Origin of the sequence: Lysinibacillus sp. CNPSo 3705, assembly GCF_028674935.1 — a bacterium.
Classification (GTDB): Bacteria; Bacillota; Bacilli; order Bacillales_A; family Planococcaceae; genus Lysinibacillus.
This window is the reverse complement of sequence record NZ_JAQZSD010000058.1, coordinates 1-19,231: the sequence shown is the minus strand read 5'-3', so window position 1 is coordinate 19,231 and position 19,231 is coordinate 1. Positions and strand designations below refer to the sequence as shown.

Annotated in this window: 13 protein-coding genes; 7 read left to right on the top strand and 6 right to left on the bottom strand. The window is 36.7% G+C overall.

Annotated features, from left to right (window positions below; translation table 11 throughout):
- Nucleotides 1-161: 161 nt before the first annotated feature.
- Nucleotides 162-2,180, bottom strand: a complete 2,019-nt coding sequence (locus PVA17_RS19465; protein WP_274068646.1) for an S-layer homology domain-containing protein — start codon at nucleotides 2,178-2,180, stop codon at nucleotides 162-164.
- A 236-nt stretch (nucleotides 2,181-2,416) separates the two neighbouring features.
- Between PVA17_RS19465 and PVA17_RS19460 the strand changes: the two genes are divergently transcribed.
- The 5 genes from PVA17_RS19460 to PVA17_RS19440 all read left to right on the top strand — a co-directional run bounded on the left by PVA17_RS19460 (nucleotide 2,417) and on the right by PVA17_RS19440 (nucleotide 9,707).
- Nucleotides 2,417-4,678, top strand: coding sequence for an S-layer homology domain-containing protein (locus PVA17_RS19460; RefSeq protein ID WP_274068645.1), 2,262 nt, complete (start codon nucleotides 2,417-2,419; stop codon nucleotides 4,676-4,678).
- A gap of 267 nt (nucleotides 4,679-4,945) precedes the next feature.
- A complete protein-coding gene (locus tag PVA17_RS19455) occupies nucleotides 4,946-6,091 on the top strand; it encodes a polysaccharide pyruvyl transferase family protein (RefSeq protein WP_132360484.1) in 1,146 nt (381 codons plus the stop codon).
- Nucleotides 6,088-7,188: a glycosyltransferase gene (locus PVA17_RS19450; RefSeq protein WP_132360486.1), complete on the top strand. Its 1,101-nt coding sequence runs from the start codon at nucleotides 6,088-6,090 to the stop codon at nucleotides 7,186-7,188. Before PVA17_RS19455 ends, PVA17_RS19450 begins: the two co-directional genes overlap by 4 nt.
- Nucleotides 7,185-8,714, top strand: a complete 1,530-nt coding sequence (gene murJ / locus PVA17_RS19445; protein WP_132360488.1) for a murein biosynthesis integral membrane protein MurJ — start codon at nucleotides 7,185-7,187, stop codon at nucleotides 8,712-8,714. The genes PVA17_RS19450 and murJ overlap by 4 nt, the downstream gene beginning before the upstream one ends.
- Before the next feature lie 381 nt (nucleotides 8,715-9,095).
- Nucleotides 9,096-9,707 carry a TetR/AcrR family transcriptional regulator gene (locus PVA17_RS19440; RefSeq protein WP_132360490.1) on the top strand — a complete coding sequence of 204 codons (612 nt, stop codon included), beginning with the start codon at nucleotides 9,096-9,098 and terminating at the stop codon, nucleotides 9,705-9,707.
- Nucleotides 9,708-9,837: 130 nt separating this feature from the next.
- Here the strand turns inward: PVA17_RS19440 and PVA17_RS19435 are convergent, their stop codons facing one another.
- A complete protein-coding gene (locus PVA17_RS19435) occupies nucleotides 9,838-11,223 on the bottom strand; it encodes a S41 family peptidase (protein WP_132360492.1) in 1,386 nt (461 codons plus the stop codon).
- 204 nt (nucleotides 11,224-11,427) lie between these two features.
- Nucleotides 11,428-12,747: a branched-chain amino acid transport system II carrier protein gene (gene brnQ, locus PVA17_RS19430; protein ID WP_132360494.1), complete on the bottom strand. Its 1,320-nt coding sequence runs from the start codon at nucleotides 12,745-12,747 to the stop codon at nucleotides 11,428-11,430.
- Between the two features lie 249 nt (nucleotides 12,748-12,996).
- Between brnQ and PVA17_RS19425 the strand changes: the two genes are divergently transcribed.
- On the top strand, nucleotides 12,997-13,965 hold the full coding sequence (locus PVA17_RS19425) for a C40 family peptidase (RefSeq protein WP_274068644.1): 969 nt from the start codon (nucleotides 12,997-12,999) through the stop codon (nucleotides 13,963-13,965).
- Here PVA17_RS19425 and PVA17_RS19420 read toward each other — a convergent pair.
- The 3 genes from PVA17_RS19420 to secA2 all read right to left on the bottom strand — a co-directional run bounded on the left by PVA17_RS19420 (nucleotide 13,938) and on the right by secA2 (nucleotide 17,798).
- On the bottom strand, nucleotides 13,938-14,438 hold the full coding sequence (locus PVA17_RS19420) for a hypothetical protein (protein WP_274068643.1): 501 nt from the start codon (nucleotides 14,436-14,438) through the stop codon (nucleotides 13,938-13,940). The two genes, PVA17_RS19425 and PVA17_RS19420, sit on opposite strands and share 28 nt — an antisense overlap.
- Nucleotides 14,439-14,532: 94 nt before the next feature.
- Nucleotides 14,533-15,435 carry an accessory Sec system S-layer assembly protein gene (locus tag PVA17_RS19415; protein ID WP_132360500.1) on the bottom strand — a complete coding sequence of 301 codons (903 nt, stop codon included), beginning with the start codon at nucleotides 15,433-15,435 and terminating at the stop codon, nucleotides 14,533-14,535.
- A complete protein-coding gene (secA2, locus tag PVA17_RS19410; protein WP_132360502.1) occupies nucleotides 15,435-17,798 on the bottom strand; it encodes an accessory Sec system translocase SecA2 in 2,364 nt (787 codons plus the stop codon). The genes PVA17_RS19415 and secA2 overlap by 1 nt, the downstream gene beginning before the upstream one ends.
- Nucleotides 17,799-18,023: 225 nt before the next feature.
- On the opposite strand from secA2, the gene PVA17_RS19405 reads away from it, so the two are divergent.
- Nucleotides 18,024-19,088, top strand: a complete 1,065-nt coding sequence (locus PVA17_RS19405) for a glycosyltransferase family 4 protein (RefSeq protein WP_132360504.1) — start codon at nucleotides 18,024-18,026, stop codon at nucleotides 19,086-19,088.
- The last annotated feature ends 143 nt before the right edge of the window (nucleotides 19,089-19,231 follow it).

The following is a 19,231-nucleotide window of genomic DNA, read 5'->3' as shown; positions in this document are numbered from 1 at the left end:
TATTAGGGTGTTCCCATGGCAGGTGGGTGTCGATAAAATTTGGAAGTTGAACATTTTGCTCCCCTTTATTTTGCCGAAAAAACAATGTGACACCATAATATTGCCATTATAGATTTTCAACAACATAAAAAGTCGCCCTACGTTATAGGACGACTTCTTTTTTATTTTACTGTATTGATCACTTGTACATAGTCTTTGCTCACGAAAGCTTTTCCTGTATACAGTTTATCAGAAATGATCTCATACCAGCCGTTTGTAGCAGAGCTAGTTATGATCACAGGCATACCACTGCGTGCATATGTGAATAGAGGGTTATTGCTAGTAGCTGCACCTGTGCGAACGTTTAAGCCGTTTGTTGTTGTTAGACCGATTGTGTATGGTTTATTAGCATCCTTAAAGCCTAACGCCTTTTCAGCTCGGTAATAGTGCCCTGCAATTTTTGCTCCCCAGAATGGATCAGACGCGTATTTTACGTTAAAGCCAAGAGCTTTTGAACCTACTACTGCACCATTCGCAAAGTTTTTACCAGGTGTACCCCCTGGATTAATGTAGTTTGGCTGTAGGAATTTATCAACAAGCTCATTGATGTTGTCAGCTATACTATCAAAATTTTTGTTTAGTGGGTTCGTATCATACACGTACAAGCCAAATAGGTTATTTAACTTTTGTGCATGTTCACTCATACCATAAGCACTCTCATGCTGGGCAAGTGATAAAATAAGCATTGCGTTAATTTGGGATTTTGCTTCTACGTCTTTCAATGTTTGCCCTAAACCTATTAACTTACTTTTCTTTGTAGCATCTTTATAAAGGGTAGCTCCTGTACTCTCAATCTCTGCAAGCTTATTCATTATATAAGCATCTAGTTCTTGTGCCGTATATTGTGTTTGGGCACGGGCAGGTAAAAATTGATAATAGTTATAGGCATCACCTTTAGAAGAGCCATTGCCGTTTGAGAAATAAATACCGTTCCAGCTATAGTATTTTTCGTTTTGCTTCATAAAGGATGGCGCTTTTCCGAAAACATAGCTAGAAGAATATTTATTTGTGTTGTAATCGTAAAGTGTGTGCTTAATTTCACCATTCACATTTTCATAGTAAGAACGACCTTTGCTTATTGAAAATGGGATTAATGTAACATCAGCATGTTTTAAGTAGCCGACTTGACCAGCTAATCGAACTTTTACTTGTGTTGCATCACTACTGAGGTATTCCATTTCAGTATTTGCCGCCACAGCAAGCGAGTCATTAATTGTTTCAGATTTTAGTGCTACGTAATTATTTGTTACAGCGTAGCCTGAAGACATTTTCACAATTTTATCACTTTGGACAATAACCTGTGTATTTTTTGTCACGGCTTTTTCAGCAGCTTCAAAAGTAGAGAATCCTTGGTTACCAACCAATGTGCCGTTTGAAATTTCCTTAATAGCATATTTAGAAGATCCGGTATTTGTATCGCCGCCGTTTGAATTATCGCCGCCGTTTGAATTACCGCCGTTAGTATCGCCACCGTTTGAATTACCACCGCTAGTATTACCGCCGTTTGTGTTGCCACCGTTTGGTGCAGTAGCGTCTGGATCACCAGCAAGTTGCATTAAGCGGACAATAAACGAAGATGCTTGTCCAATTGTTGCATTTTTTGCAGGCATAAAGTAACCATTAGCGCCTTTAATGATTTCTAGTTGTGCACCTATAGCTACTGCTTGACGGTATTCTTTTATGATAGATGCATTATCCTTAAACGTAATAGTAGGCGTACCTTTAGGAATATTTAAATAATCGATAGCTCTCTCAAGCATAACCGCCATATGCTGTCTTGAAATAGCAGCATTAGGCTTAAATGAACCATCTCCATAACCTGTAATAATACCAGCTGAAGCAGCAAGCTTAATATCTTTTGCATGTACATATGTATCTGGGACATCTTTAAAGACTATGTCACTTGTCGCTTTAAGATTCATGGCTTTACTTAAATAAGAAGCAAACTCTCCACGTGTCACATTGTCATTTGGACGATAACTTCCTTTTGCATCTTTTACTAATGCATTTTTAGAAATTAAATAACGAAGACCCTGTTCATGTGAATGCCCTGTTAGTTCGTCAGCAGATGCCAGTTGAGGTTGCCAAAGAAGCATGCCGATTATTGTCATGAGCAAAGCAATGATTGATAGTTTTTTCATATTTTACCCTCCTAGACTTCTACATCATTTTACCAAAGTTATAGAGTAACGATAAGGTCAAATATTTGAAAAATCATAAAATGAGACTATATAAATAGTTTTCATGACAATTCATATATAACTAGAAAATAGCTTAAATGTTCCATGGATATTTTGGCATATTTTTGATAGTGTTATAGAAGTAAAACATGTGAAGGGAGAGTTGAGGGCTCCATTTTACTCTGGAGCGCAAAAAAATGAAAAAAATAGCAAAAAATTTACTAATTTTAGTTGTATTATTGTCAATGGTTGTTAGTCCGTTACATGCTTATGCAGCCCAAACGGTCAAAAAAGAATATAAATTATCACATGGTGTGCAGTATAAACAATATACATACAGCAGTACCAAAACAAATTCTATTAATCATCTTGCTATTGATGTAGACGAAACGACGGAAGTACAATTAGGTATGCCCGCGAATGTCAATGGCAGAGAATCGACAGTAGCAAATGCTAATCGTAATTCACGCGAGGGGAATCGTGTAGTTGGTGCTATTAATGCAAGTTTCTTCGATATGTCAGCAGGTTTCCCATTATTTTTACTAAGTAAAGATAATGTTATTTTAAACGGTGGAGCTGTTTCAAAGGGCTCCGATGAATACATGAATGTCCCTACAGCTTTTGGTGTTTCTCCAGATGGCAGGGGTGTCATTGACTATTTTGATTTTAATGTAACCCTTTCTCACAACGGTAAAGACTATAAAATGACAGGAATGAATCGTGCACGTAATATATATGAAGCGATTGTTTACACACCACAATTTTATAGTAAAACAACAAATACAAATGAATATGGTTTTGAAATTGTAGTAGATACTGGAGCTCCGGTTACTGAAAATAAATTTGGTCAAACATTAACAGGGAAAGTTACACAAATTACACCTTATGGATCAAAAGAAAAAATATCGATCCCTTCAACTGGCTTTGTCGTATCTTTACAAGGTGGGGATTGGCACAGTAAGCTAAGCCAAATTGCAGTTGGCGATGAGCTAAGTGTTAACTTCGCTATTGATAAGCAATGGCAGGATGCAAAATTTATCCTGGCAAGTGGTCCGTATTTAGTAAAAGATAATAAACCTTACATTATGATGAGCACATCTAGTAAGCGTGCAACAGAGGTTACAGCACGTACGATTGTGGCGACAAGTAATAATGGGAAAACAGTACACTTTATTACGGTTGATGGAAAACAGAAACATAGCGCAGGGATGAATATGGTTCAACTTGCGAACTATTTAGTGTCGCTTGGTGTTGATCGAGCAATTAACTTAGATGGCGGCGGCTCAACAACGATGGGTATTCGAAATTACGGTAATAATAATGTCGTATTAGCGAACCTACCATTAAATGCAGGCAATGCGCAGCGTCTTGTGTCCGCAACATTACAAGCTGTAAGTACGGCACCAACTGGCAAAGGAAAATATATTAAATATACGAATAGTACAAGCTATGCAACTCTTTTAGCAGGTGCTTCGTCTAGTATAGCAGTGCAATACATTTTAGATGAAAACTATAATGCGCTACCATTAGACGGTCATGTATCGCTAACATCTGAGAGTAATACTTTAAAAGTTAACGGCTTGAACTATACTTCAACGACAGCTGGTAATGATCGTATTTTCATCAACCACGATGGCACGCCTGTTGAATCATTCCAAGTGAAAGTAGTAGATGCTCCAGCAACAATAGACATTGCACCAAAGTCAAAAACTGTAGGAGCAGGCGAAACTGTTAAATTTACTATGGATGCAAAGGATGACGGTGGCAAACCGCTAGTTTACAATGCATCACAAGTGAAATGGTCTGTAGAAGGTAATATCGGTACGATTACTAATGATGGTAAGTTTACAGCTAAAAATCCAGGTGCTACTGGTAAAGTAGTAGCGACTTTAGGAACAAAGCGAGTAGAGGCTACTGTAACTGTAGCAAAAGCTGCGTTGTTTAAAGATATTCCTAGTAACTATGTGTACTATAAAGAAATTGAGTATTTAACAAAAAATAATATTATTACAGGTCATCCAGATGGCACATTTAGACCAAATGACAAACTTACACGTGCACATGCAGCAGTTATTATTAGTCGCGCACTTGATTTAAAAACATCAAACGTCAAAAATCCAGGCTTTAAGGATATTCCTGCGAATCACATATATTATAAACAAATCGCAGCTGTAGTTGAGTCTGGTATAATGAGTGGTAAGGGCAATAATGTCTTTGATCCTGATGCTACTTTAACTCGTGCACAAATGGCGAAAGTTGTAGCATTAGCTTATAATCTAAAAGGGACAAGCAGCACTAACTTTAAAGATGTATCGAAGGATCATTGGGCATACACATATGTTCAACAGTTAGCCGCAAACAAAATTACAACTGGTTATGGTGATAACACCTTTAAGCCAGATGAAGCGATTAGTCGCGCTCATTTCGGATTATTCCTTTATAGAGCAATTAATCAATAAAGAATGGCTTAGCATTTAAAAAATAGCAAACTAGTCGTGTTACCTAGTTTGCTATTTTTCTCTTTAAAATAAAAGGTTATTGATTGGGACGCTCCAAGAAAGCGCCTAGCCGCAACGGAAATCAACCTTATGTTTTGTTGATGAACAAACAGATCACAAGATTAGTAGTAACTTTTGAAGCTCATCTTATATTTACTATTTTTAAAAGAACGTAAATGTGCAATTGTGGTATAATCTCAGTATTAAAAAGTAAAAGGATGTTTTTTAATGAAAATAGGCATTGTGGGGAATTACGGCAATGATAATAATGGTGATGAATCAATATTATACGGCATTCTTCAACAAGTAAAACAAACATTTTCGGTAACTAATGATGACATTACCGTTTTTAGTAATAACACACAACAAACATCCGAACGTTATGGGGTACATAGCTATCCATTGTATTACAGGAAGAGTAATTTATTTAAAACGTTTATCCATACTTATAAAAATAATAAACAATATGTTTCAACATTTGACCTCCTCATCATTGGTGGTGGTGGTATTTTAATGGATTTTTATAAACGTGAGGCTCACCTGTATGGAGCGTATGCAATGATGGCAAAGCAAAGTAATGTTCCCTACATTATTTACGGATGTGGCGCTGGACCACTTGATACGATTTCTGGGAAAATTAGTATTCGCGCAATGTGTCGTTATGCAGCAAATATCTCTGTACGTGATCCCCAGTCTAAAAAGCTTTTGCAAAGTATTGGGGTGAAAAAGCCAATAGATATTATTGGTGATCCTGCATTTACATTAAAAGGTGATCGTCAACATTACGCCGAAAAGCCAATTAAAATAGGTGTATCAGCGGTTCCGTACTATAATGCAAACTATTGGCCAGAAGGAAATGTTGAAAAATATGATGCGTACGTTACAGGAATGGCGAAAAATTTAGATCATGTAATTTCTGAGCATAATGTCGAAATTACATTCTTTGCCACAAAATACCCGCAGGACGTCACTGTGACGAAGGATATTCAGAAAAAAATGCAACAACGTGCACACACAAAAATTATTGATGAAAATTTGGTGCCGGAGCGATTACTTGATGTAACGGAGGAACAGGATATTATTATCGGTACACGTTTGCACTCGCTTATTTTGGCAACGGATTCAGAAACTCCGATTATTGCGATATCCTATCATACAAAAGTACAAGATTTTATGTCCTTTGTAGGCGCATCAGATCGTTGCTTACAAATGCAGGATATAGAGGATGATGTGAAGGCTCTATCCACATTAGTAGGCAAACTAAGTAGTAATTGGGACCAGTCGATTGCGGAGACGAAACAAATTGCTACCCACATTCATAAAGAGGCCATGCGTGGTCAGGAATTAATGAAAAAGGCAGTGACACGTCTATGAAAAAAATACTCGTCATTAGTAATATGTATCCAACATCTGATCATTTATCATTCGGTATTTTTGTGAAAAACCAAGTCACTGCTCTTGAAAAGGCAGGACTAGACGTAGATATATCTGTAAATACTAATCCGGCAACTGGTAAGAAGAACACCATTATGAAATATACAAAATGGGGTTTATCGACATTGATGAAAGGCTTAAAAAACAGAAAGTCTATTGATGTCACACATGCACATTATGTGTTTCCATCTGGTATGCTGTCGCTCCTATTAAAGAAAATGTTTGGTATACCATTTATCGTTACAGCTCATGGTGGAGATATTGAGCGCATGGCGAAAAAGAACGCAAGAATTCGTAATTGGACAGAGAGTATTTTACGTGAAAGTGAACATATTATCGCAGTAGGTCCTGTCTTAGCTCAACAAATTGAACAAGATTTTGGGATTGAAAAAGGTAAAATCTCTGTCGTTAGCATGGGTGTGAATCGTGAGGTTTTCACAAAAGGCAATCAAGTAGCAGTGTGCAAAGAATTGCAATTAGCTACTGAGCCATTCAGATTTTTATTTGTAGGAAATGTTATAAAACAAAAAGGCGTTGAAGAGCTGTTACAGGCTTTCCAAATGCTAAAAACAAAAGTATCTCGGCCTTTAGAGTTAAATATTGTAGGTTCTAGAAGAGATCAGGCATTTTTCCAATCCTTGCAACCATTGATCAGTGAAGACGTCAAATTTATAGATCCACTAAAACAACAAGAACTAGTAAAGTGGTTCCAAGCAAGTGATGTCTTTGTATTACCATCCCATTTAGAAGGTTTTGGATTAGTGGCATTAGAGGCATTAGCGACAGATACACCTGTTATTGCTTCAAAAGTAGGCGGACTTGTATCTTTGCTTGGAGAGGGCGCAGGGCATTTAGTGGAGCCCGAAAATGCGATGGTTTTATCTGAGGAGATGCTGCGTGCCGTGAACACGCCAAAAGAACAATATATGAATCGTGAAGCGGTCGACGAAGTATTAGCCCTTCACGATGAAAAAAATATAACAGCTCGCTGTATAGAGATTTATAAGTCGGCCATTGAAGGTGGGGATGGCCTATGAATAAGTTTATAAAAATAGTTGGGGCAGTTGCGATTATTAATGTCGTGGCCCGTATATTTGGATTTTTACGTGAAATGATTATCGGATATTACTATGGAAGTACCTATATTGCTGATAGTATTTTCACAGCTTACACAATTCCAAACTTTTTATATCTAGTCGTAGGTGGTGCATTTACTACTGCTGTTATCTCAATTTATAATCGGGAAACAACGGATCGTGCGCTATTTGTTAAACAGTCCTTCACAATTGTCTTGTTAACGGTTTCAATAATGACAATTTTAATGTTAGCGTTCACTAATCCAATTATGGAGATGTTTAACCAAAGTAAAGATAAAAAGGCATTTAGTCAAAGTGAGTTAGATTTAGCTAAAAATCTATATTATTGGATGATGCCTTCGTCAATTTTACTCGTATTGTCCTCATGGTATAGTGGATTGCTAAACGCAAATCATAAATTCCATTTGTCTAGCTTTGCTATTTTAATTTATAATGCAATCTTTTTAGTGATTGCTGTAGGTTTATCCCTTTTTATCGGTCCAATTGGATACGGTATTAGTGCATTAGTCAGTGCAGCAATAATGGTATATTTCCTGATTATTGGATATCGTAAATTGGATTCATTTAAGGTTGGTTTTTCATTTGAACGAAATATTGCATCAAAGCAATTGTGGATAATGACGTTACCGATTATGCTCGGTGGGGCAACCATTCAAATTTATGCATTATTACAGCGTGTTTTTGCAGGAATGTTATCTGAAGGGGCAGTAGCTGCTGTAAACTATGCATCAAGACTTATGCAATTCCCGCAAGCAATTTTAATTACAGCAGTAACGACAGTTATCTTTCCAATTTTGAGTCAAAAAGAAGCAGAGAATGACCTTGCTTCCATTAAAAGCTTATACTCAAAAGGGCTACATTATCTATTGTTGTTACTTTATCCTGTAACAGTCTACTCATATTTTTATGCAGAGAATCTCGTGCAGGTTGTTTATGAACGTGGTAATTTTGATGCAATTTCAACTGCAATTACTACACCAGTACTGGCAATCTTTTGTTTATCGATGTATTTTTTAGCTGCAAACGGGTATATAACGCGCTTTTATTATGCAAAGGGTGACTCAATGGCACCTGTTATCTTCAGCCTAATAAATGTATTTGTTATTAACATTGCCGTTATTAAGTTGCTTGTCGATAAATATGGAGCAGAAGCGATTGCATGGGGTACATTAGTAAGTTCAGTAACAAACTTTATTATGCTAATTATTTATGCAGCCTATAAATATGACTTGAAAATGGGGATCTTTAGCAAAGAGCTGCAATTTTTCAGATCAGTTCCGCCAATGATTATTATCACGATTGTTTTGTATTTTTCAAGCAAGTTTTTAGTATTCAACAACATATGGCTAACTTTCATTGTAGGCCTTGTTATTTTTAGTGCAGTAGTTGTTGGCTCGTACTTATTATTTGGCGTGAAAGAAGTAAAAGAATTTAGTGATAAACTAAAACGGAAATTTTTAAAATAATAGGGAAAAGTGGGTATCTTGGAAAGCACGGGATACCCACTTTTTTATTTCAGGTGTGTTGATATGCTTATTGTTGTTCGAATAAAGGGAGTTTACTAAGGTGCCATTAAGCCCTAGTGTAAAAGCGAGTAGCCTGTAGTGGGAAAAAGGTATGAACGCACCTGTTTTGGTCGTTGAAAGGAATAAAACTCGATTGGACACTATAAGCACTATCTGCAAAAAACTTGTTATATTTATAATATTTTATAGTGAAAAAATAGGAGCTGTATTATAATTAGTTTTATTAATAGTGGTATTATTTATGAACATATGGATAAATTGGCATTATTTCAGTAATGTCTAAAGGACTATGACTACTACAAATTAGATAAGGTGGGAAGTATGGCAAGAGGTAGGAAGGTTAATTCAAATGGTGAACGAAGTAAACAATTATTGCTTGAAAAGGCTTTAGCGTTATTTTCTGAAAAAGGGTATCATGATACAAAGATTAGTGACATTGTCAAAGCCGCGAATGTAACACAGCCAACTTTTTATTTATATTTTGAAAGTAAGGATGCTCTCTACACCGATCTGAATAAACGATTTCAGCAAGGGTTTGATGAAATTATGGGTAAACAATTAGAAGAAGGCGAAGAGGGATTAGAAGGCTTTGTTACAGAGCTAAAGCAAAAAATACAAATGTTATTCGTTTACATAATTGATAACCCTAAATTAACAAAAATTGGATTATTTGAATCTAAGCAGTCACTTGTAGTTAAATCTCGACTTACACAGCAATTTACTCACCTTATACATCGTTATGATTGTGCCCATATATTACAATCATATTGTGCAGACATAAACATAGTTGTAGATAGTTTTGTAGGATCCTTAGAGCGTTTAATATTAACAAATTTACTTGAACAAAAAAAACAGCCATGCGAGTTAGCAAGCGACTTAGTTCATTTATACTTTTTAAGAGAAGTAAATACAAATATTTGTCAAATTGAATGAGGCTGAGACATAAAGCCGAATAATTAACAAAACACGATAAACAGAAAAACCGAACTATTCCGAAACACTTCATGAGAGTTTCATTGGATAGTTCGGTATTTTTGTTGGCCAAAACACATTTGTCTTAGCCTTATTTTTTAACTGTAATATGAAGATAAACGCCTTTTTGAAGCTTATTGCCTGTTTCTTTTTGAATAGATGGATGAACGAGTAGCATATACTCTTGTCCGCTGTTTAATGGTTTTGATGGAGTAACAAGTAATGAATGACCATCAACTTTTGTAGTAACGGGTACTTCGTTACCGCCTAAAGTAACGAGTTGTACACTACCTTCAGCAATTTGCGAAGCGAGTGCTTGTGAGAATTTCACAGTAAATGTTTTAGAAGTTGGTACGTTTTTTAAGCTTGCAAGCTCTTTATAATTTGTATATTGTGCTTTAATTGCATCATAATGTGCCTGGTAAATAGGAGCGGTCTTTGTTTGGACGTTCGGTTTTACCCCAACCTCATTAATCGTTTTCCCTAATGGACCTGTAAAATTACCAGTTGTAAGCTTTAAATAGCTACCATCCTGCAGTTCAAAAAAGCCTTGCATACAGCCTTTTCCATACGTAGTTTCTCCGTATAAAATAGCAGATTGCTGATCTTGTAATGTTGCTGCTAACATTTCAGAGGCGCTAGCACTATAACGGTTTACTAGAATACGTGTATCTGCTGGGAATTTTTCGTTTTGATTGACTGCACGTATTTTATAAGAGGCATGTGCTTCTTCCAGTAAGTAGGCAATTTTTGCTTTTGGGAATAGCCCTGCAATCTCCTCAGCTGTTGATACATAGCCTCCGCCATTGTTTTGTAAATCAAGTATAAAAGAGGTTGCACCACGCTGTTTTAATTGAATAAGCGCATCTTTGACAAGCTTTGCACCGTCTTCTGAGAAGGATGACATAGCAATATAGCCAACATCCCCAAACAGTAACGCAGATTCCACATTCGGTAATGTGAATTTTTTCCGTGTAATGGTTGTAGTTGAAGTTTTACCATCTGCATGTCGAAGCGTCACTTCTATTTTCGTATTGTCGTCACCAGATAATAAGGAGGAGACTTCTTGGGTAGAGCTTCCTACTACGGATTGTCCGTTAATGGCGATAATAATGTCTCCAGCAACTACACCAGCTTTAGATGCACCGCTATCCTCAAACACTTGTAAAATATGAACGCCATCTTCATGCTCTTCGATGATTACACCAATCCCAATTGTTGATAGATCGATGCTATTCATATAATCTTCAAGTTCTTTTTTCGTAAAATATGTGGAGTAAGGGTCTAGCATATCAATGATTTCAGGAATTGTTTTAGCTTTTTGTAAATTGCCGTGGATGGTTCCAACATAGTTTTCCTCAATAATTGCCTTGATTTCCTTTACAAGCTGTTGTTCATTGCTCGCAGCAGAAGCGTTTGTCAATGGAATGATGAAAAAGCATAGAACGAATACAAAAGACCACAATATTTTTTTCATGGGACACCTCTTTTCTAATTAACTTTATTATACATGAATTTCCATATAACCGTGAATAGGAAAGGAGGGTTACCTACAAAAAAAGAATCTGCTAGCCATTTGCGAAAAAGTAAGTTTATGCAAGATTCCTAGACAGTCGGTGTCTAAAAGAAGCTTGAAGCTTATTCGCAAAAAGCAATCAGATTCTAGTTAGATGAAGAAATTTTATTTTTTTGTGAGCTTATGAATGACTAAGCCGATAAGCGCACCGATTATTGCAGGTACAAGCCATGCTAGACTTTGCTCGTATAATGGCAAAGCTTTCAAAATGTTCACATATGGTGCAATTGTAATTTTCATTTCCTTTAAACCATCATTCAAGCTTACAAAGAATGTAGGAATTAATGCTAAAATGTAGACAATTTTCCCACCTTTAAAGAAGTTATCAAAAAGCGACAGAACCATTAATACCATCGCTAGTGGATAGATGATTAATAAAACAGGTAGTGATGCACTAATAATTGTAGAAAGACCTACGTTTGTTATAGCAGCACTGAAAATTGTGAAAATTACTAAAAACGTTTTATACGAAACTTTAGGAAATAGTTTATGGAAATATTGAGCATTGGCAGTCAATAAACCTACAGCAGTAGATATACACGCTAGTAAAATTGTAGCAGATAATATGATAGTTCCAAATTTGCCAAAAAGAGCTTCAGCTGATTTCGCAATAATTTTCCCACCATTATCAAAAGTACCAATTGCATTAATACTAGTGTTACCAATTTGCCCAAGTGAGATATAGACAAATGATAGGCCAATAGCAGCAACAATTCCCGCGAAAATTGTCGTTTTGACTTGCTTTTTAGTATTTGACATACCCATGTCGCGCAATGCTTGCAAAATAACGATCCCGAAAACGAGTGCACTTAGTACATCCATTGTTAAGTAGCCTTGAACAAAGCCTTCAGTCAACGGAGAATCAGTGTATTTCCCGATAGCTACCCCTGGTTCACCCATTGGGGAAATAAAGCTTTTAATCGCTAGTAGTAAAATAACGGCCAATAGAACAGGCGTTAAAATTTTCCCGACACGATCGACAAGCTTTGAAGGGTTAATAGCTAAGAATAGTATAAAGGCAAAAAATATGACAGAAGTAATGAAAAGTGGTGCCCAATGATCTGTTGCTGATTCTGGGAGAAATGGGACAATTCCAATTTCATAAGATACAGAGCCTGTACGTGGCACTGCAAAAAATGGCCCAATCGCTAAATAAACGATTGATGTAAAAATAATACCAAAAGTAGGGCCGACACGATTAGCAAGTATTTGTAAATCGCCACCCGCTTTCGCAATTGCAACTATTGCTAATAGCGGTAATCCGACACCTGTTATTAAGAAACCAATCATTGCTGTCGTAATATGTTCACCAGCTTGTTGACCTAATAATGGGGGGAAGATAATATTTCCGGCACCTAAAAATAAGGCAAATAATAGTAAACCTACTGCCAAATTTTCTTTAATGAAAAGCATGATGTTCTTCATAAAAATTAAAACTCCTTTAAGATTGAAAAGATGAAACTTTCTAAAAATTTTAAATACAGAAGTGTATGTTATCATATGAATACTAATCTTGCAATTAATATTCTATTACAATTTGTAAGAATCTGTCGGAATCAGTAGTTTTCATAAATTGTTTGAAAAATAGTCAATTTTTCTGATTTCTGATTTCTTAATTATCTAGTATGATAGACACACAAGGAAATATTTTAGCACGAACGGAGGCAAAATGATATGAAAAAAGCAAAAAAATTAAGAATCCTTGCTTTAAGCACTATTGCTACTTCTTTTTTAGCATTACAGACCGCAGAGGCAGCTACTTATACCGTGCAAAAAGGAGATACTTTAACGAAAATTGCTCAAAGCAATAAAGTAACAGTACAAGACATAAAAAACTGGAACAATTTAAAGAATGATCTGATTTACGTCGCGCAAAAGCTTGAAGTTTCAAAGCAAGCTTCTAATGATGCGGTAAAACCTTCAAATCCATCAACAACTAAGCCGACAACACCAAAACCAACAACACCAAAACCAACAACACCAAAACCAACAACACCAAAACCAACAACACCATCAAAGCCCGCAACTGTTTCACATACAGTAGTTAAAGGCGATTCATTATCCAAAATTGCTAAGCAATATAATGTAACAATAAAGGACATAAAAGACTGGAATGGACTTACGACAGACACAATTTTCGTTGGACAAGTGTTAAAATTATCTCCAGAGGCTTCATTACCCGAAAATGACACAGTACATAATAATAACGGATCTTCAGATGCGGGAACATCAACAGTAACGACTAAAGATCCTGCAGCTAATGGACAAGCTATTTATAAGAAAACAGTGGACGTAGCGAATTCATTAGTAGGAACACCATATCTCTATGGTGGCAACACACCTGAAGGTCTAGATTGCAGTGGCCTTATTTACTACGCCTTTAATCAAGGTGGTTTAAAAATTGGAAGAGACAGTAGCGAAGGATATTTCAACGGCAATACAACACAAGTTAAAAATCCAGTAGCAGGAGATTTAGTATTTTTCCAAAATACGTATAAAGATGGAATATCACATATGGGTATTTATATAGGTAACAATAAATTTATCCATGCAGGGTCAGACGGTGTTGAAATTTCGGACGTTACATACTCTTACTGGTCTACAAGATTAGTAGCTTATAAACGTTTCGACGCTATTAAATAAAGTAAAAGCGATTTTTGCAAATACGCAATAATCGCTTTTTTCATGGAGTTAGATAAAAGAGCAGGAATGAAGGCGAACAGTTGTTGATAGAACATAGAACAACGCTGATAAAGATGCGAGAATCGCTGATAGAACGCGGAACATAGCTGAGGAGCTAGAACCGCTGATAGGACGCGGAACATAGCTGCGCCAGAACCCGCTAATAGAAAACGAAACATCGCTGATAAAAGAGCCAAAATCGCTGATAGAAAACGGAAAATCGCTGATAAGAGAGCCAGAATCGCTGATAGAAAGTGGAACATAGCTGATAAGAGAGCCAAACCCGCTGATAGAAAACAGAACATCGCTGATAAAATAGCCAGAATCGCTGATAGAATGCGAAACATCGCTGATAAGAGAGCCAGAATCGCTGATAGAACGAGGAAAATCGCTGATAAAGGTGCGAGAATCGCTGATAGAAAGCGAAATATCACTAATAAGAGAGTTAGACCCGCTGATAGAAAACAGAACATCGCTGAAACAAATAAAAAAACCCTTCTTTCTAAAAAAAGAAGGGTTCTCAACACTTTATTGTGTTACGCGTGCTGTCCAACGAGAAAGATCGGCATCTTTCGCGTCAACAAGCTCTGCAGGGAAGATAAATGTCCATGGCTTTGTTGAGTCTGGTTGTACAGTTAATATTGGATCCATTTTAAATGAACCTTTAGCGATTTGTTTGCCTGTTGCGTCAATAATTTCTAATGGTAATTGTTCTAAGTTAATCGCTTTATTATGGCCGTTACGAATGAAGATAGATACATTTAAATTACCGTTATCAGCTAGTTTTGCTTGTAGGCCGGTGAAGTTTACTTCTGTTTCACCTAACTTAGGTAAAGTTTTTACGATTTTTGCAAGTTCTTCTTTTTGTGCTTCAGGTAGTTGTTTCTCCCATGATGGATCTAATTCTAATTGGTGACCGCGAAGGGAAACAAGGTTGAATGCGATTTTCCAGCCATCTTCTGGTACTTCATCGACTTTTATCGTTGATTTTTCAAATTCAAATACCCATGGACGAGCACTTTCTGCTGGAATTGTGCCAAGTGCTGAAAAGTCGAATTTTTTAGATGCTAAAAGCTCGTCATTTTTATCCATAATAAACAGCTCAATTTCACCAAGCTCAATTGCTTGAGATAATGATGAGCGGAAAAATGCACGCACTTGCCATTTTTTAGAGCGCATATCTTCTTCTATACTAATAGAAGAAAGTGATAATTGATTTGGCTTCAATGGTTCTAGCTCATTAGCAAGGAAGTTAAAGATATACTTTTGCTCTTGAGGTACATCCCAATCTGGATGGTAAGATAATTTCGTCACAACATCCTGATTATTGTCTGTATTTTCTACCTTGATGTTTTGCAGTAAATCTTTAGAGTCGATTGTATTTTCTTGCCCAAGTTTGTCTGATTTTTTAAAGAATGAGAATAAGCCCATTATTGTACCTCCATTTGTGCTTCAATCATTTTCATGAAGCCTGTAATTTCAATAATAATAGAACGACGTAATTCTTGGAAATTTTTGGCGAATAATTCTAAACCTTCACGCTTATAAATACGCATAGGATCCTCTTGTTGATAATGACGTAACCCAATACCTTCTTTTAAGTGTGCCATATCCTCTAAGTGTTTTACCCAACCACTATCTAAGTAACTTAGCATCACTTGAGGTATTATCGTCATAACTTGTTCATTTTGTGAAAATTTCTCCATCTTTGCTGTTAATTCATCAACAGGTTCCTGAAGTGAATCTAAAATAGGGATTACTTTTCCTACTTCTCTATCAATTGTAACGGGTGAAAGGAAGAGACTATTTAAGGTTCTTTCCATATCATCATAAGCCCATTCGACTGAAGGTAATTCTTCAGGAGCGGCATCACGTACTGCAAAATCTACAGTTTCATAGAACATTTGCTTTAATTGTTCTATTAAATCTTCACCAGCTAAAATTTTATCACGTAGTCCGTAAATAACTGTACGTTGATCATTGATAACATCATCTAATTTTAGGTTGTATTCACGCATACCGTATTGAGAGCCTTCCACAATACGTTGTGTGCGGTTAATGAGTTCTTGAACCTCTTTGTTTTGGATAATGCCTTTTTCATCAACAACCATTTTTTCTGAGAATTTTTCAACCTCTTCTTTTGCATAACGGCGGAACATATCATCTTCAATAGAGAGAATGAAGCGGCTTTCGCCTATGTCACCTTGGCGACCTGAACGACCACGCAGTTGATTATCTACACGGCGGCTTTCATGCTTTTCGGTACCGATGACATATAAGCCTCCAAGTTGGTGAACTGCTTCATCCAGCACAATATCTGTACCGCGACCAGCCATATTTGTTGCTACAGTAATACGACCTTTCTGACCAGCTTGTGAAATCAGCTCAACTTCTTGCTCAACCGTTTTAGCGTTCAGCAATTGGAATTTTAAGCCTTCTTTCTTTAAGTATTCGGCCACTGTTTCGGATTGTAGTATTGACGTTGTCCCAATTAAAACAGGTTGTCCCTTTTCGTGACGACGTTTAGCTTCAGCAGCTACGAACTTGTATTTATCTTCTTGTTTTTTGAAAATAATATCAGGCTGATCGACACGTTGACGTGGACGGTTTGTTGGAATTTGAATAACTTCCATGCCGTACACTTCGCGGATTTCTTTTTCTTGTGTTTTCGCCGTACCCGTCATTCCGGAAAGCTTCGGATACATACGGAAATAGTTCTGAATTGTAATCTGTGCCTGTGATTTATTTTCTTCAGTAATCGTTACGCCTTCTTTAGCTTCAATTGCTTGATGTAGGCCATCAGATAGTGAACGGCCTTCTAAAATACGACCTGTGAACATATCAACAAGCTCAATCTTGTCATCTTTTACGATGTAATCAACATCACGCTTAAACATTACGTGTGCACGCACCGCTTGGATTACGTAATGGTAAAGTGTTTGGTGTTCAAGATCATATAGATTATCAACATTGAAGGCAGCCTCAACCTTTTCAATGCCTTTATCTGTTAAAGAAGTAGCTTTTGTTTCTTCATCAAAATCGTAATCTTCTTCTTCTTTAAAACGTTTAGCTAGCATAGAAGCAATGCGATGTAGTTCATCATTCGCAGCCATTTTCCCAGCGATAATGAGTGGTGTTTTTGCCTCATCAATAAGGACACTATCGACTTCATCGATAATGGCGAAGTGATAAGGACGCTGTACTTTATCAGCCAAGCTGTGAGCCATGTTGTCGCGTAAGTAATCAAATCCGAACTCAGTACCTACACCATATGTAATATCTGCGTTATAGGCATCTTTTTTGGCATCTGGTTCCATCATCGGTATATTTAAACCAACTGTTAAACCAAGGAAACGATGGATTTGACCGACAAGTTCGTAGTCACGCTTAGCTAGATAGTCATTTACAGTAATAACGTGAACACCTTTACCTTCTAATGCGCGTACATAGGAAGGAAGAGAAGCGACAAGTGTTTTACCTTCACCTGTAGGCATTTCTGCAATATTGCCTTCAGTTAAAACAAGACCACCGATAAGCTGTACATCAAAATGACGCATACCTAATACACGTTTTGAGGCTTCGCGTACAACAGCAAATGCGTCTGGGATGATAGATGTAATTGGTTCACCTTGTTCTAAACGATCCTTGAAAATAAAAGTCATTTCTTTTAATTCATCATCTGACTTAGTAACATATTTTTCTTCAAGACTATTAATTTGATCTACTATTTTATAGTAGCGTTTTAATTGACGAGCACTAGTTTGCTCATTGTTACGTTTAAAAATTGAGAACATGAAATTTACGCTCCTTTTAAGTTGTCTAAATGCTAGACACTACATTATTTTATCAAATTTTACGAATGATGACTACATTTGACATGCAGCATTCTTCCAACTTGAAAAAGAGGAATAATATTTGTGAAATGGTGGAAAATAAATAGAAAAAGTATATTTCGGCGTCTGTTCGTGCTATAATCAATTAGAATTTAAATGTAGATTATTTTTTTGAGGAGGAGAGACATGCTCTACGTGTCTTTAATAGCAGCATTTGTTGCTTCAATATTGTTAACTCCACTAGTTAAACGATTAGCATTCAGAATAGGTGCTGTCGATGCACCAAACTATCGAAAAGTACATGCACGAATTATGCCAAGACTTGGGGGATTGGCGATTTTCCTTGCGTTTTTAATAGCTGTGGCTATATTCCAGCCGATTTTGATATACAATGAAAATGGTAGCGATTTTTTACTGGCAATTATAATTGGAGCTTGTATTATCGTAGCAACAGGTGTCATTGACGATATGCGTGAAATCTCTGCAAAAGCAAAATTAATTGGTCAGCTTGTTGCGGCACTTATCGTTATTTTTGTAGGTGGAATTCAAATTGAGATGATTAATTTACCATTTGTAGGTGAATTAAATTTTGGATTACTAAGTATCCCTTTAACAATTCTTTGGATTGTTGGTATTACAAATGCCATTAATTTAATTGATGGCTTAGATGGCCTAGCTGCCGGTGTGTCAACGATAGCCCTTATTACTTTAGCAATCATGGCTTTTATTATGGGCAATATGTTCGTTTTAGCTATCGCATCCATTTTAGCGGCAGCAACATTTGGCTTTTTATTTTACAATTTCCATCCAGCGAAAATTTTCATGGGAGATACCGGAGCCTTATTCCTAGGCTTCATGATATCGGTGCTCGCATTGCTTGGATTTAAAAATATCACGGTCGTAACATTAATTATCCCAGTTATTATACTAGGTGTGCCAATTTCTGATACATTCTTTGCGATTGTTCGTCGCGTACGTATGAAGAAAAAATGGTCTGATCCAGATAAATCACATTTGCATCACCGTTTACTAGATATGGGCTTCACACATCGTCAAACAGTACTCATTATTTATGGGATTGCCATTATGTTTGGTTTAGCAGCCATCATTTTCTCAATGGCAAAAGTATGGGGTGCCATTTTACTCGTAGCGGTCATTTTAACTGCAATTGAAATTTTGGTTGAAGTCATCGGACTCGCGGGTAAAAACTATAAACCACTATTGAATTTTGTGCGGATATTTAATAAATAAAACATTCAAGTAACCATCCATTTTATGGATGGTTACTTTTTTAGGTGCGCCCGGCATGCGTATGAACTATAGGGTGTAAGTCCCGAACCCCGAAGACAGAAGTAGAGGTTAGCCAAGAGCAAGGGTGTCCGTGGTGACGCGGA

Excerpts from the sequence above, each read along its gene's own strand:
- PVA17_RS19465 (WP_274068646.1), bottom strand. The coding sequence starts at position 2,180 with ATGAAAAAACTATCAATCATTGCTTTGCTCATGACAATAATCGGCATG.
- PVA17_RS19460 (WP_274068645.1), top strand. The coding sequence starts at position 2,417 with ATGAAAAAAATAGCAAAAAATTTACTAATTTTAGTTGTATTATTGTCA.
- PVA17_RS19455 (WP_132360484.1), top strand. The coding sequence starts at position 4,946 with ATGAAAATAGGCATTGTGGGGAATTACGGCAATGATAATAATGGTGAT.
- PVA17_RS19450 (WP_132360486.1), top strand. The coding sequence starts at position 6,088 with ATGAAAAAAATACTCGTCATTAGTAATATGTATCCAACATCTGATCAT.
- murJ (WP_132360488.1), top strand. The coding sequence starts at position 7,185 with ATGAATAAGTTTATAAAAATAGTTGGGGCAGTTGCGATTATTAATGTC.
- PVA17_RS19440 (WP_132360490.1), top strand. The coding sequence starts at position 9,096 with ATGGCAAGAGGTAGGAAGGTTAATTCAAATGGTGAACGAAGTAAACAA.
- PVA17_RS19435 (WP_132360492.1), bottom strand. The coding sequence starts at position 11,223 with ATGAAAAAAATATTGTGGTCTTTTGTATTCGTTCTATGCTTTTTCATC.
- brnQ (WP_132360494.1), bottom strand. The coding sequence starts at position 12,747 with ATGAAGAACATCATGCTTTTCATTAAAGAAAATTTGGCAGTAGGTTTA.
- PVA17_RS19425 (WP_274068644.1), top strand. The coding sequence starts at position 12,997 with ATGAAAAAAGCAAAAAAATTAAGAATCCTTGCTTTAAGCACTATTGCT.
- PVA17_RS19415 (WP_132360500.1), bottom strand. The coding sequence starts at position 15,435 with ATGGGCTTATTCTCATTCTTTAAAAAATCAGACAAACTTGGGCAAGAA.
- secA2 (WP_132360502.1), bottom strand. The coding sequence starts at position 17,798 with ATGTTCTCAATTTTTAAACGTAACAATGAGCAAACTAGTGCTCGTCAA.
- PVA17_RS19405 (WP_132360504.1), top strand. The coding sequence starts at position 18,024 with ATGCTCTACGTGTCTTTAATAGCAGCATTTGTTGCTTCAATATTGTTA.